At 70.5% G+C, this 13,480-nt stretch carries 13 protein-coding genes and 1 tRNA gene; 3 read left to right on the plus strand and 11 right to left on the minus strand.

Going from position 1 to position 13,480, the window contains the following annotated elements; all coding sequences use genetic code 11:
* Window position 1 precedes the first annotated feature (1 nt).
* Window positions 2-1,492, minus strand: a complete 1,491-nt coding sequence (gene glmU, locus ASG74_RS03795) for a bifunctional UDP-N-acetylglucosamine diphosphorylase/glucosamine-1-phosphate N-acetyltransferase GlmU (RefSeq protein WP_056139090.1) — start codon at window positions 1,490-1,492, stop codon at window positions 2-4.
* A gap of 2 nt (window positions 1,493-1,494) precedes the next feature.
* Here glmU and ASG74_RS17385 point away from each other — a divergent pair, with 2 nt between their 5' ends.
* Window positions 1,495-1,686, plus strand: a complete 192-nt coding sequence (locus ASG74_RS17385) for a hypothetical protein (protein WP_056139092.1) — start codon at window positions 1,495-1,497, stop codon at window positions 1,684-1,686.
* A 44-nt stretch (window positions 1,687-1,730) separates the two neighbouring features.
* Here the strand turns inward: ASG74_RS17385 and ASG74_RS03805 are convergent.
* Window positions 1,731-1,809, minus strand: a tRNA-Gln gene (locus ASG74_RS03805).
* A 160-nt stretch (window positions 1,810-1,969) separates the two neighbouring features.
* On the opposite strand from ASG74_RS03805, the gene ASG74_RS03810 reads away from it, so the two are divergent.
* Complete coding sequence (locus ASG74_RS03810; RefSeq protein WP_056139094.1) at window positions 1,970-2,566, plus strand: TetR/AcrR family transcriptional regulator; 597 nt, start codon at window positions 1,970-1,972, stop codon at window positions 2,564-2,566.
* A 30-nt stretch (window positions 2,567-2,596) separates the two neighbouring features.
* On the opposite strand, the gene ASG74_RS03815 is transcribed toward ASG74_RS03810, so the two are convergent.
* Complete coding sequence (locus ASG74_RS03815; RefSeq protein WP_056139096.1) at window positions 2,597-2,983, minus strand: glyoxalase; 387 nt, start codon at window positions 2,981-2,983, stop codon at window positions 2,597-2,599.
* Window positions 2,980-3,816, minus strand: coding sequence for a methyltransferase domain-containing protein (locus ASG74_RS03820; RefSeq protein ID WP_056139098.1), 837 nt, complete (start codon window positions 3,814-3,816; stop codon window positions 2,980-2,982). The genes ASG74_RS03815 and ASG74_RS03820 overlap by 4 nt, the downstream gene beginning before the upstream one ends.
* 107 nt (window positions 3,817-3,923) lie before the next feature.
* Between ASG74_RS03820 and ASG74_RS03825 the strand changes: the two genes are divergently transcribed.
* Complete coding sequence (locus ASG74_RS03825; protein ID WP_056139100.1) at window positions 3,924-4,421, plus strand: MarR family winged helix-turn-helix transcriptional regulator; 498 nt, start codon at window positions 3,924-3,926, stop codon at window positions 4,419-4,421.
* A gap of 79 nt (window positions 4,422-4,500) precedes the next feature.
* On the opposite strand, the gene ASG74_RS03830 is transcribed toward ASG74_RS03825, so the two are convergent.
* The 7 genes from ASG74_RS03830 to ASG74_RS03860 all read right to left on the minus strand — a co-directional run bounded on the left by ASG74_RS03830 (window position 4,501) and on the right by ASG74_RS03860 (window position 13,419).
* Complete coding sequence (locus ASG74_RS03830) at window positions 4,501-6,345, minus strand: ABC-F family ATP-binding cassette domain-containing protein (protein WP_056139102.1); 1,845 nt, start codon at window positions 6,343-6,345, stop codon at window positions 4,501-4,503.
* Entirely contained in the window at window positions 6,345-7,283 is a 939-nt protein-coding gene (locus ASG74_RS03835) for a 4-(cytidine 5'-diphospho)-2-C-methyl-D-erythritol kinase (protein ID WP_056139103.1), read from the minus strand. The genes ASG74_RS03830 and ASG74_RS03835 overlap by 1 nt, the downstream gene beginning before the upstream one ends.
* Window positions 7,284-7,427: 144 nt before the next feature.
* The gene (gene rsmA / locus ASG74_RS03840; protein ID WP_056139106.1) at window positions 7,428-8,285 is read right to left on the minus strand and encodes a 16S rRNA (adenine(1518)-N(6)/adenine(1519)-N(6))-dimethyltransferase RsmA; all 858 of its coding nucleotides are present in this window, start codon (window positions 8,283-8,285) and stop codon (window positions 7,428-7,430) included.
* A gap of 96 nt (window positions 8,286-8,381) precedes the next feature.
* Window positions 8,382-9,557 (minus strand): resuscitation-promoting factor, encoded by a 1,176-nt coding sequence (locus ASG74_RS17545; protein WP_056139111.1) that lies wholly within the window; start codon window positions 9,555-9,557, stop codon window positions 8,382-8,384.
* Between the two features lie 305 nt (window positions 9,558-9,862).
* Window positions 9,863-10,702 carry a TatD family hydrolase gene (locus ASG74_RS03850; protein WP_056139113.1) on the minus strand — a complete coding sequence of 280 codons (840 nt, stop codon included), beginning with the start codon at window positions 10,700-10,702 and terminating at the stop codon, window positions 9,863-9,865.
* Entirely contained in the window at window positions 10,699-12,504 is a 1,806-nt protein-coding gene (gene metG / locus ASG74_RS03855) for a methionine--tRNA ligase (protein ID WP_056139115.1), read from the minus strand. Before metG ends, ASG74_RS03850 begins: the two co-directional genes overlap by 4 nt.
* Before the next feature lie 123 nt (window positions 12,505-12,627).
* Window positions 12,628-13,419, minus strand: coding sequence for a siderophore-interacting protein (locus ASG74_RS03860; RefSeq protein ID WP_156465261.1), 792 nt, complete (start codon window positions 13,417-13,419; stop codon window positions 12,628-12,630).
* Window positions 13,420-13,480 lie beyond the last annotated feature (61 nt).

The raw sequence follows: 13,480 nt of genomic DNA on the forward strand, positions 1-13,480 counted from the left end.
CTCAGGCCTCGCCTTCGTCGGACCCGGTCGCCGGATCCGCGCTTTTTTCCGTATGCCGGGTGCCCGCCCGGGTGGCCGCCTGGGCTGCCGCGGCCGTCGCCGTTCCGGCGCGGGCCCGGGCGACCCACCCGTCGACGTTCTTCTGGCGGCCGCGGGCCACCGCGATCTGGCCCGGCTCGACGTCCCCGGTGAGGGCGCTGCCCGCCGCGACATAGGCGCCGTCCGCGACGTCGACGGGCGCGATGAGCACCGAGTCGGAGCCGACGAACGAGTTCTTGCCGATGGTCGTGTGGTGCTTGGTGACGCCGTCGTAGTTGGCGAAGATCGTGCCTGCCCCGATGTTGGCGCCGTCGCCGATCGTGGCGTCGCCGGCGTAGGTGAGGTGCGGGACCTTGGCGCCGTCGCCGATCCTGGCGTTCTTGGTCTCGACGAAGCCGCCGATCTTGCCCTTGGTGCCCAGGATCGTGCCGGGGCGCAGGTAGGAGAACGGGCCGACGGTGGCCTGGGCGCCGATCGTGGCGAGGTTGGCCTCGGTGCGCTTGACCTCGGCGCCCTCACCCACCTCGGTGTCGGTGAGCGTGGTGTCGGGTCCGATGCGGGCGTCGGCGCCGATCGAGGTCGCTCCGAGGATCTGCGTGTTCGGCAGGATCGTCGCGTCGCGGCCGATGGTGACGTCGGCGTCGATCCACGTGGTGGCGGGGTCGACGATGGTCACGCCCTCGCGCATCCACCGCTCGTTGTTGCGCCTGTTGAGCTCGCGGCCCAGCGTCGCGAGCTGGACGCGGTCGTTGACGCCCTCGGTCTGCCACAGGTCGTCGATGACGTGGGCGCTCACGCCCTTGCCACCCTCTCGGGCGATGCGGAGCACGTCGGTGAGGTACTTCTCGCCCTGGGCGTTGTCCGTGCCGACCTGGCCGAGGGCCTCACGCAGCACGGCGACGTCGAAGGCGTAGATGCCCGAGTTGATCTCGGTGATCGCGCGCTGCTCGTCGGTGGCGTCCTTCTGCTCGACGATGCCGGCGACGCTGCCGTCGGTGTCGCGCACGATGCGGCCGTAGCCCTGCGGGTTGTCCAGATGCGCGGTGATCACGGTGGCGGCGCTGCCCGACTCGTCGTGGCGCGCGACCAGCTCGACGAGCGTGTCGCCCGTGAGCAGCGGCACGTCGCCGTAGGTCACGAGGACGGTCCCGGTGAGGTCGCGCGGCAGCGCGTCGAGGGCGCACTCGGTCGCGCGACCGGTGCCCTTGACCTCGTCCTGGTCGGCGATCGTCGCCGTGGCGTCGACCTGCGCGATGTGCGCGGCGACGAGGTCGCGCTCGTGGCGCACGACGACCGCGAGGTGCTCGGGGTCCGTGGCGCGGGCCGCGGCCATGGCGTGTCCGACGAGGCTGCGACCCCCGATCCGGTGCAGCACCTTGGGGGTGGCCGACTTCATCCGGGTTCCCTCACCTGCGGCGAGGATGATGACAGCGGTGGGCCGAGCAGTGGTCACGAGTGGGACTCCCGGGGTTCGCGGCGGCGTACCGCGCCACTGTACCGACGACGAGCCGGTATGCCGTCCTCGCCCGTTGTCGGTGCACGCTGGGAGGCGGCGCGCCCGTCCTGCCGCGCCACGTCGAGCTGCGACTCGAGGAGGTGGCGAGAAACCGCGAGGTCCTGTGCGGCCGCTACACGGTCGTGCGCTGAACGCGCAGGCGTGGGCCCGGGCCTGACGTCGCCAGAGCCGCGAGCTCCCCGGGTAGGAGTCGAACCTACGTCGCTAGTCCTGATTCAAAGTCAGGCGGGCCCTGCCGGCAGACCAACCGGGGAACGATGCGCGAGGCGAGCACGCGGCATACGACGCACAGGGTAGTTGACCCGTGCGCGCCCGCACGCACGGTCCGGTCGGCGACGTCTGCACCCCCAAGGCACAATGGCGCAGGTGAGTCGAGACGAGGCCGTGACCAAGGCGCGCACTCCGCGGGGGCGGATGACGGGCGCGCAACGGCGCGAGCAGCTCATCGGCATCGGGCGCCAGCAGTTCGCCAAGCGGGGCTACGAGGCCACGACGGTCGAGGAGATCGCCAGTGCTGCGGCGGTGTCCAAGCCCGTGGTCTACGAGCACTTCGGCGGCAAGGAAGGCCTGTATGCCGTCGTCGTCGACCGTGAGATCCAGTCTCTGCTCGGGGCGATCGCGGGGGCGCTGAGCTCCGGCGGCGGGTCGAGGGCCCTGCTCGAGCGGGCCGCAACCGCACTACTGGACTACATCGAGGGGTCGACCGACGGGTTCCGCATCCTCGTGCGCGACTCACCGCCCGGTCAGCAGACCGGCAACTTCGCCTCGCTCATGTCCGACGTCGCCTCGCAGGTCGAGCACCTGCTCGCGGCGCAGTTCACCTCACGCGAGCTCGACCCGAAGCAGGCGCCGATGTATGCGCAGATGCTCGTGGGCATGGTGGCGCTGACCGGCCAGTGGTGGCTCGAGAACCCCAAGGCCAAGAAGCGCGACGTCGCCGCCGCCCTGGTCAACCTGGCGTGGAACGGCCTCACCGGCCTCGAGGCCAAGCCGCAGATCACCCACGTCTGACGCGCTGCCAGGGCTGAGGGCCGGCGGGAGTCAGACGTAGAAGTCGGCCTTGCGGCTCGGCACCTGCTGGAACTCGACCCGGTTGCCCACGGGGTCGGTCGTGTGGAAGCGGCGCACGCCGGGGATGGAGTTGTCCCACAGGACCACGGCGCCGACGCCCGCGATGGCTGCGGCGAGCCCGTCGACGTTGTCGGTGGCCAGGCACGGGTGCGCCTTGAGGGCGGGCAGGAAGCCCTCCTCGACGCCGCAGTGCAGCTGCTGGTCACCGGCGGCGAACCACACCCCGCCGCGCGCTGCGAGGACCGGCGGCTTGGGGATCTCGGCCATCCCGCAGACGACTCCGTAGAAGTGGCGGAGCAGGTCCTCCGAGCCTGCGGGGCAGGCGATCTGCACGTGATGGAGCCCGATGATGGTCATGAGGCATCCTCCTGCGATGACGGGGTCTCGTCCTTGCGGGCGACCGCGAAGACGCGACGGAACGGGAACAGGACACCGACCTCGCTGCGCGGATAGGCCTCACGCAGCGCTGCGGCATACGGCTCGAGGAACGCCTCGCGCTCCTCGCCTTCGAGAAGGATGTCGAGGACCGGGCGCAGGCCGGTGGCGCTCACCCAGTCGAGCACGGGGTCCGGCGAGCTGCCCTCGGGGTCGAGCACGTGCGCATAGACCGTCTCCCACGCATCCACCGTCGCGCCGAGGCGGCTGAGGAAGGTGAGGTAGGTCTTGGGCTCCCCCACGGCCGGCAGGTCCAGGGCGGCCAGGAGCTCGTTGGCCCGGGCGTGGCCCGCGGCCGTCTCCCGCATGAGGGCGTGGCTCGGGGCGTCGAAGTTGTTGGGGACCTGCAGGGCGAGCCACCCACCGGGCGCCAGTGCCTCGACCCAGACCGGCAGGAGGTCGAGGTGTCCGGGCACCCACTGCAGGGTCGAGTTCGTGATGATGACGTCGGGCGCCTGGCCCAGGGAGGCGGGGTCCCAGTCCCGGAGGTCCGCCTGGACCCACTCGACCCGGCTCTGCGTGTCCATCGCCCGGGCCGCCTCGAGCATCGACTCGGCGTCGTCGATGCCGACCACCCGCGCGTCCGGCCAGAGCTGCGCCAGCATGAGGGTCGCCGGTCCGTTGCCGCAGCCGAGGTCGACGACGAGCTCCGGGTCGTCACAGCGCACCTGCGCGACGAGGTCGGCGAAGGGCCGGCTGCGCTGCTCGCCGAACCGTGCGTATGCCGTGGGGTCCCAGCTCGGCTGTTCGCGCATCGTTGCTCCTCCTGCAGGTCTCCGCTGACCTGGCGGCTGGTTCTCCCGAAGACTTCCCCGCACCTTATCTTGATGTCAAGATACTTGACGCGGGTACAGTCGCCCTCATGCCCGAGGATGACGTCGACCGTATCGTCTCAGCTTGGCGACGCGAACGTCCCGAGCTCGACGTCGCGCCCCTCGAGATCCTCAGCCGCGTCTCCCGCCTCGCACGCCGCCTCGACCTCGCGCGCGGCAAGGCCTTCGCCGAGCACCGGCTCGACGGCTGGGAGTTCGACGTCCTGTCCGCCCTGCGCCGCGCCGGGGCTCCCTACGAGCTCTCCCCCGGCCAGCTGGTCACCGAGACCCTCGTGACCAGCGGCACCATGACCAACCGCGTCGACCGGCTCCTGGCGCGTGGCTTCGTCGAGCGCCATCCGGCACCCCGCGACCGCCGTGGCGTCATCGTGCGGCTCACCCCCGCGGGCATGCGGACGGTCGACGCGGCCCTCGACGACCTCCTCGCCCACGAGCGCGACCTCCTCGCCGAGCTGCCCCACGGCGAGCGCACCTCCCTCGCGGCACACCTGCGCGTCCTCCTCACCCCCTTCGAGGCCCCCGACTGATTGCCCGTCTGGCGCCTTCCAGCGAACGTGCGTGTTCCCCGGAACTGGCCAAACGGGCAATTCGTCGGGCGAGAACTGGTCAGGGCTCAAGGGTGTCTGCGGCCTCGAGCCACTCGAGCTCGAGGACCTCGCGCTCGTCGACGACCTCGCGCAGCTCCTGGTTGAGCTCGAGCACCTTGGCATGGTCGGCCGCGTGCTCGGCCATCGCCGCATGGATGCGCTCCTCGCGGGTCGCCAGCTTGGACAGCTGCTTCTCGACGCGGCTCATGACCTTGCGGGCCTCGCGCAGCTCCGCCGGGCTCGCCGTCGGCCCACCCATAGCCCCTTGCGACTGGGTCGACGGCTGCTCTGGCGACCCTTCGCGCAGACGTTGCGAGGGCGAGGCGGTGACGGTGGGGGTGACGGTGGCGCGCAACCGCAGGTACTCCTCGACACCGCCGGGCAGCTGGCGCACGTGACCGTCACCGAGCAGGGCGACCTGCTGGTCGGCCACGCGCTCGAGGAGGTAGCGGTCGTGCGAGACGACCAGCAGCGTGCCGGCCCAGCCGTCGAGGACGTCCTCGAGCGCGGTGAGCGTCTCGATGTCGAGGTCGTTGGTCGGCTCGTCGAGGAGCAGGACGTTGGGCTCGTCCATGAGGATGCGCAGCACCTGCAGCCGGCGTCGCTCGCCACCGGAGAGGTCCCCCACCCGGGTCTGCTGCCGCGGCCCGGGGAAGCCCAGACGCTTGGCCAGCGAGGACGCCGTGACCTCCTTGCCGCCGAGCATGGTGACCTTGCGGACCTCCTCCACGGCGTCGATGACCCGGCTGCCGCTGAGCCGGTCGAGCTCGCGCACGTCCTGGGTGAGGTGCCCGATGCGGACGGTGAGGCCCTCCTTGCGCTTGCCGGCGGTCAGCGGGATCTCGCCGGCCAGGGCCCGCAGCAGCGTCGACTTGCCGGAGCCGTTGACGCCGACGATGCCGATGCGGGCTCCCGGAGCGAGGTGCCACGTGATGCGCTCGAGCAGGGTGCGGTCGCCGACCGAGACCGAGGCGTCGAGGAGGTCGATGACGTCCTTGCCGAGGCGGCTCGTCGCGAACGCCATGAGCTCGACGTCGTTGCGCGGCGCCGGCTCGTCCTCGATGAGGGCGTTGGCGGCGTCGATGCGGAACTTGGGCTTGGACGTGCGCGCCGGCGGCCCGCGACGCAGCCACGCGAGCTCCTTGCGCAGCAGGTTGCTGCGGCGTTCGGCGGTGACCTTGGCCATCCGCTCGCGCTCGGCCTTGGCCAGGACGTAGGCCGCATAGCCGCCATCGAACCCGTTGACCTGACCGTCGACGACCTCCCACGTGCGGGTGGCGACGGCGTCGAGGAACCAGCGGTCGTGGGTGATCGCGACGAGGGCGTTGTCGGGCCGGGAGCGGTAGTTGACGAGGTGGTCGGCCAGCCAGGCGACACCCTCGACGTCGAGGTGGTTGGTCGGCTCGTCGAGAAGCAGGATGTCGGGGTTGTCCACAAGGAGCGAGGCCAGGGCGAGCCGGCGCCGCTCGCCGCCCGACTTGCCCCCCACGGTCGACTCGAGGCCGCCGAGCGCGGGGGCGTCGATCCCGCCGAGCAGGCCGGTGAGGACGTCGCGGATGCGCGAGTCCCCCGCCCAGACGTACTCCTCGAGGTCGCCCAGCACGACCTCGTGCACGGTTGCCGACGGGTCGAGCGTGTCGTCCTGCGTCAGGACACCGACCGTGCCGCCGCCGAGACGAGCCACTCGGCCGCTGTCGACCGACCGCTCACCGGCAAGCACCCGAAGCAGGGTCGTCTTGCCGCCACCGTTGCGTCCGACGATGCCGATGCGGTCGCCGCCGGAGACACCCAGCGAGACGCCGTCGAGCACCTGGGCGGTGCCGAGCGCGAGGGCGGCGCGCTCGACGGAGATGAGGACGGCCACTAGTCGACCCGGGCCGGGATGACGTGGGCGCCGTGGACCGGCCCGATGGCCTTGCGCACCTCACGTGCAGCACCGGTGGCGGTCAGGGCGACGGTGAGGTCGATGGCGGACTCGACGTCCTCGACGAGGAAGGCGACCGTGGGCCCGGACCCGGAGACGACGCCACCCAGGGCACCGAACTCCATGCCACTGGCGAGGAGCTCGCCGAGCTCGGGACGCAGCGAGATCGCGGCGTCCTGCAGGTCGTTGTTGAGCTGCGGGGCGAGGATGTGCGGGTCACCGGAGCGCAGGGCGCTCATGAGCTCCGAGTTCGGCTCCGGTTGGACGCCGGCCGATGTCGCGGTGCCGCGCAGCCGGTCGCACTCGGCATAGACCTCGGGCGTGGACAGTCCGATGTCGCTGATGGCGAACACCCAGTGGTAGCTGCCGCGGGCCAGAACCGGCGCGAGTCGCTCCCCCCGCCCACTGCCCACGGCAGTGCCACCACGGATGAGGAACGGCACGTCCGAACCGAGCTCCGCGGCATACTCCTCCAGCTCCTCGGTCGACAGACCGAGCGACCAGAGCCGGTCGCAGGCCACGAGCGCTCCCGCCGCGTCGGCCGACCCGCCCGCCATGCCGCCGGCGACGGGGATCGACTTCGCGACGGAGACGTGCACGGGGGTGTCCACTCCGGCCTCGGCGGCGAGCAGCCGGGCAGCGCGCAGAGCGAGGTTGCTCGAGTCCATGGGGACGATGTCCGAGTAGGGCCCGGTCACCGAGCAGCTCCAGTCCTCGTCGAGGGCGACGGTGACGTCGTCGTGGAGGTTCACGGCCTGGTAGACCGTCGAGAGCGAGTGGAAGCCGTCGTCGCGCACGGGTCCGACGAGGAGCTCGAGGTTGACCTTGGCGGGGACGCGCACCGTGACGGGGGTGGGGTCCGAGTGGGCCGAGGTCATGTCGCCACCCTAGTCATGGCCGGGTCGCCGACTGACATCCGCGCCCTGAGCATCGCCGTCCCACCTTCCCCGCCTGAAGTGGGTTTCTCTCACCTCGCGGCACCGCCGCGATGACGCGAAGTGAGAACTTCCCCGGCGAAGTGCTCAGCCAGCAGCGCGGTGGGCGCTCGCGATCGCGGCGAACTGGGAGACGTCGAGCTGCTCCCCCCGGGTGCGCGGGTCGATCCCGGCGGCGATGAGCGCCGCCTCGGCCTTCTGCGCGGACCCGGCCCACGACGCCAGCGCGGCGCGAAGAGTCTTGCGGCGCTGCGCGAAGGCAGCATCGATGCACGCGAACACCTCGGCGCGGGTCGCGTCCGTCTGCGGCGGCTTCCGGCGGACGAGCTTGACCAGTCCGGAGTCGACGTTGGGCACGGGCCAGAACACCGACCGGCTGACGTTGCCGGCGAGGGTGACGTCGGCATACCAGGCCGCCTTGACGCTCGGCACGCCATAGGTCTTCGAGCCCGGCCTGGCGGCGAGCCGCTCGGCGACCTCAAGCTGCACCATGACGAGGATGCGCTCGATCGTCGGGAAGCGCTCGAGGAAGTTGAGCACGACCGGCACCGAGATGTTGTAGGGCAGGTTGGCGACGAGGGCGGTGGGTGCGTCACCGGGCAGCTCGTCGATGCGCAGAGCGTCGGCGTGCACCACCGTCAGCCGGTCGGCGAGCTCGGGTGCCACCATCTCGACGGTCCCCGGCAGCCCGCCCGCCAGGAGCGGGTCGACCTCGACGACGGTGACGTGCTGCGCGACCGGCAGCAGGGCGAGGGTGAGTGAGCCGAGCCCGGGGCCGACCTCGACGACGACGTCCTCCTCCCCGACACCGGCGACCCGCACGATGCGCTGGACCGTGTTGGCGTCGATGACGAAGTTCTGGCCCCACGTCTTGGTGGGGCGGATGCCGAAGCGGGCCGCGAGCTCTCGGACCTGCGCGGCCCCGAGCAGCCCTGACGTCGACATGGCCGCCACCCTATTGCCCCGCTCGAACCGAGCGATGCACTGAGGCCGTGCGCCCCACCGAAGTGGGGTGCACGGCCTCAGAGGTGTCGTGAAGCGTCAGGCTGCGTGCGCACAACCCCAAGGGCCGAGGCCAGCCTTGGCGTAGTAGCGGTTCGCGATGGTGATCTGCTCGGCGCGCGAGGCCAGGTCGGCACGCGAGGCGAAGTCGTCGCCACCGTTGGCGAGCCAGGAACCGTAGTCGAACTGGAGACCGCCGTAGTAGCCGTTGCCCGTGTTGATGGACCAGTTGCCACCGGACTCGCACTGCGCGATGCGGTCCCACATCGCGGCATTGCTGAGGTTGATGCCGGCGCCAGAGGTGTTGCCTGCTTCCGGCTTCGGGGCCGGGGTGCTGGCGGTCCGCTTGGGCGTGGGCTTGGCGACCGGCTTGGCCACGGGCTTGGGGGCCGGCTTGGCCTTGGTACCGACGGCGACGACCTCGGTCACCGGGGCCTTGGTGACCTTGCTGCTCAGCGCCTTGGTCGCAGTGACCTTGCCGTCGGTGATGGTGCGACGGACGGTGACGGTCTTGGAGCCGTCGCGGCCCTCGGTGAGCACCTTGCGGGTGCCGGTGTAGAGCGAGGCGTCCTTCTTGGTGGTGCTCGCGTGGGGGACCGCGACCTTGCTCGTGACGTTCTTGAGTACGACGCGCTGCACCGTGATGCCGAGGCCGTCCTTGAGTGCCGTCGTGGGCGCCGGCGACACCTTGTCGTCCTTGTCGTACGTGACGCCGAACTCACGCAGGGCGTCGGCGACGGTGGCCGACGTCGAGGTGCGCGAAAGCTTCTTCTTGTCGACCTTGACCGTGACGGTCTTGGGGGTCGTGAGCGTCAGGGACAGGCCCTGGCGACCGAGCGCCTGCGAGCGGGAGGCCGAGAGCTTGGCGTCACTGCCGGCGCGGATGTTCAGGTCGCGCAGCGCGGCGTCGACGGTCGTGGCCGTCGTCCAGTACTCCTTCTTGACACCGTCGATGGTGACGGTGAGCTTGCGCCCGTAGCGCACGGAGATCGTGTCACCGTCCTCGAGCGGGGAGCCGACGGAGGGGACGACCTGGTCGTGCTCGCCCAGGGTGATGCCCTTCTTGGCGAGGGCATCGCCGACGGTCGAGCCGAAGACGTGCATTGACGAGGACTGGCCGTCGACGGACAGCGCGACAGCCTTGTCGAGGTGGGCGACGCCGAAGGAACCGGCGGCCACCGTCAGTGCCGCAGCACCTTGGGCAGCGAGGCGCATGGGACGAGAAATCAAGAGTGCTCCGATGATCGAACTCTCCGGACACCGAGGCGAGCGACAGTCCCTCAGGGAGGACCGCGGGACTCCGCAGGGGAGAAGTCCCGACAACATGAGAGCGAGGTGCGCACGGTGTCAAACCGGCGTCCTCGCCCCTGTCTTCGCCCGAAGCCCAGCTCCGGCCAACCCATCAACCATGAAGCAGAAAAGGGGGCAAGGTCAAATTTCGGTAACGGTGACGTGTCCCACGCGTGTCACTCCTGGTGCCCTTGAGGCCAGTGTGACTCGATGCCAGAGCGCCCCCGTCCTCACCAAGGGCCGTAGATGCGCTCCGAGTTCTCGGACAGGGCCTGGCACAGCGTGGGTACCGCGACCCCGAGCGTGGCCGCCATCGCTCGCACGGTCAGCGGCACGAGGTGGGGCGCGTTCACGGCGCCCCGCCACGGGTGCGGCGTGAGGTAGGGAGCGTCGGTCTCGACGAGCAGCCGGTCCAGCGGAGTGACCGACAGGGCGTCCCTCAGGCCGTGCGCGTTCTTGAAGGTCACCGTGCCGGCGAATGAGAGGTAATAACCCCGCTCCACGCACTCCTGCGCCATCGCGAGGTCACCCGAAAAGCAGTGCAGCACAGTCGAACTCGGCGCGCCCTCCTCCTCGAGGATGCGCATCACGTCGCCATGGGCGTCCCGGTCGTGGATCTGCAACGCCTTGCCGAGCCGCTTGGCCAGGTCGATGTGCCACCGGAAGCTCTCGCGTTGTACGTCCTGCCCCTCCGGGCCGGTCCGGTAGTGGTCGAGACCGGTCTCCCCGATGACCCGGACTCGCGGATGTGCCGCGAGACCCTCGATCTCTGCGTATGCCGCGTTGAGACTTCCGCTGTCGGCCAACCCCGGCACCTCGTTGGGGTGCAGGGCGACACCTCCGAGCATGGACGGGTGCGCCTCGACCATCTCGATCGTCGCGCGCGCCCCCGGCAGGTCGCAGCCGATCTGGACGACCCGGTCCACGCCGACCGCGGCGGCCTTCGCCAGCGCCTCCGCGACGTCGACGGGGTGACCGTCACGCTCGATGTCGAGGTGCGTGTGGTTGTCGACGACCGCGATCGGCAGAGGGTCGGGCAGGTCCGGGACACCCCGGCTCGACGAGCTCACGGCTGCTGGAGCCGCGCGAGCTCCTCGTCGACGACGGCCTCGTCCAGCTTGACGAAGACCCCTGTCGGCTTGGCGATCGGCGCACCGATGCTGACCGGTCGGGACTCCCAGCGCGGCGTCGTGGTGTAGTCCCCGGTGATGATCGGGTAGGTGCGGTCCTTGTCGCCCTCGTCCAGGCCCGAGACCTCCTCGACGACCGGCATCGGCATGAACTCGCCCTCACCACCGAGGAAGGCGTGCACCCGGTTGGCTGCGTGCGGCAGGAACGGCGCCAGCACGGTGTTGAGGTCGCTGACGCACTGGATCAGCGTGTGCAGGACGGTGGCCAGGCGCTCCTGCTGGTCCTCACCCTTGAGCTTGAAGGGCTCGGTGTCGCTGACGTACTTGTTGACCTCACCCACGGCACGCATCGCCTCGTTGACCGCCGACTTGATGCGCTGGTGGGAGAGCAGCTCCCCGACCGTGTCGAAGGCCTTGAGCGTCGCCGCACGCACCGCCTCGTCGACCGGCTCGAGGGGGCCCGGCTTCGGAATCTCCCCGAAGCTCTTGGCGATCATGGCCCCGGTGCGGTTGACGAGGTTGCCCCAGCCGGCCACGAGCTCGGAGTTGTTGCGCTGCACGAACTCGGCCCAGGTGAAGTTGCTGTCCTGGTTCTCAGGGCCGGCCGCGCAGATGAAGTAGCGGATGGGGTCGGGGCCGTAGCGCTCGAGGACCTCGCGGATGCCGATGACGTGGCCACGGCTCGAGGAGAACTGCTTGCCCTCCATCGTGAGGTACTCGCTGCTGACGACCTCGGTGGGCAGGTTGAGGACCCCGAACGAACCGGGCTCGCCCCCGCGACTGCCGCGGCCGGCATACGCAAGGAGCTCTGCGGGCCAGATCTGGGAGTGGAAGGTGATGTTGTCCTTGCCCATGAAGTAGTAGGACCTGGCGTCCTCGTCGTTCCACCACTCGCGCCAGCGCTCCGGCTCACCGAGGCGTCGCGCCCACTCCACCGACGCGGACAGGTAGCCCACCACGGCGTCGAACCAGACGTAGAGACGCTTGGCGTGCTGGTCCTGCCACCCCTCGAGCGGCACGGGGATGCCCCAGTCGATGTCGCGGGTCATGGCACGCGGACGGATGTCGTCGAGGATGTTGAGGCTGAACTTGATGACGTTGGGGCGCCATGTCCCGCTCGCCTCGCGGTCGTCGAGCCACTCGCGCAGGGCGTCGGCCAGGGCCGGCAGGTCGAGGAAGAAGTGCTGCGTCTCGATGAACTCGGGCGTCTCGCCGTTGACCTTGGACCTGGGGTCGATGAGGTCGGTCGGCTCGAGCTGGTTGCCACAGTTGTCGCACTGGTCACCGCGGGCCTCGGCGTAGCCGCAGATCGGGCAGGTGCCCTCGATGTAGCGGTCGGGCAGGGTGCGGCCGGTGCTGGGGCTGATCGCGCCCCGGGTCGTCTGCTCGATCATGTAGCCGTTGGCGTGGACCTGCCTGAAGAGCTCCTGCGCCACGGAGTAGTGGTTGGCCGTCGTCGTGCGCGTGTAGAGGTCGTAGGAGCAGCCGAGGTCGGCCAGCTCACGGGCGATGATCGCGTGGTTCCTGTCGACGAGCTCCTGCGGCGTGACGCCCTGCTGGTCGGCGAGCACGAGGATCGGGGTGCCATGCTCGTCGGAGCCGCTCACCATGAGCACGTCGTTGCCGGCCATGCGCATGTAGCGGCTGAAGACGTCGGAGGGCACACCGAACCCGGCCACGTGGCCGAGGTGGCGCGGACCGTTGGCGTACGGCCAGGCGACAGCGCTGAGGATTTTGGTCACGGGTGAATCCTAGGCGTCACCCACAACCGCCTCTGCCTCCGTCCGACGCCGTCCCCAACTCGCCAATTCCCCCGTTCGGAACACGACACGCCGGTATGCCGTCCGCTCAGGTGCGCCGTCCCCTCACGTGGCGCTGTCCGCAGCGGCGAGCTCGGACTTCCAGTCCCGGAAGCCCTCCTCGGTGCGCCCGAGCCGCCAGTAGCCCGAGATGGACACCTGCTCACGAGCCAGTCCGCGCTCGCGCAGCAGGTACGGCCGGATGCCGTGCATGACGGCACCGCCCTCTCCGTGGACGAAGGCGTGAACGCGGCCCTGCGGCCAGTCCATCGCACGAACCGCCTCGACGAGGTCTCCCCCGGTCTCGCGGTGCACGAAGGCCAGCTCGGCGCCGGCCGGCCTGGCGAGGTCCAGCTCGTGCCCGGGTCCGTCGACGAGGAGCACGACGCGAGCAACGGCATCCGGGGTGAGGGCCGCGAGTGCTGCCGTGATCGCCGGGATCGCGGACTCGTCACCGGCGAGCAGGTGCCAGTCGGCGGTCGGGTCCGGCCGGTACCCGCCACCCGGCCCGTTGGCCAGCAGCGTGTCCCCGGGCCGGGCAGCGGCGGCCCAGGGCCCGGCCACGCCCTCGTCGCCGTGGACCACGAAGTCGATCGCCACGGTGCCGGCCGCGACATCGGGGAAGAGCGCGGTGTAGGTGCGCACCAGCGGCAGGTCCTCGGGCGGGATGGTCCCGCGCAGCGCCCGCATGTCGAGCGGCTCCGGGTAGACCACCCCCGGTTTGGGGAAGACGAGCTTGACGTAGCGGTCGGTGGAGTCGCTGCCCTCGAACGCGGACAGGTCGTCGCTGGAGAACCACACGCGGGTGAGGCGCGGGGTCAGCTGCTCGGTGCTGGTGACGGTGAGAGAGGTCGACACGCGAAGGCTCCTCGGACGGGGCGGTGACACCGTCCACTGTGCTCCACGACCCGGGAGGCCG

This window comes from Knoellia sp. Soil729 (assembly GCF_001427985.1).
In the GTDB taxonomy this organism is placed as follows: Bacteria; Actinomycetota; Actinomycetes; order Actinomycetales; family Dermatophilaceae; genus Knoellia.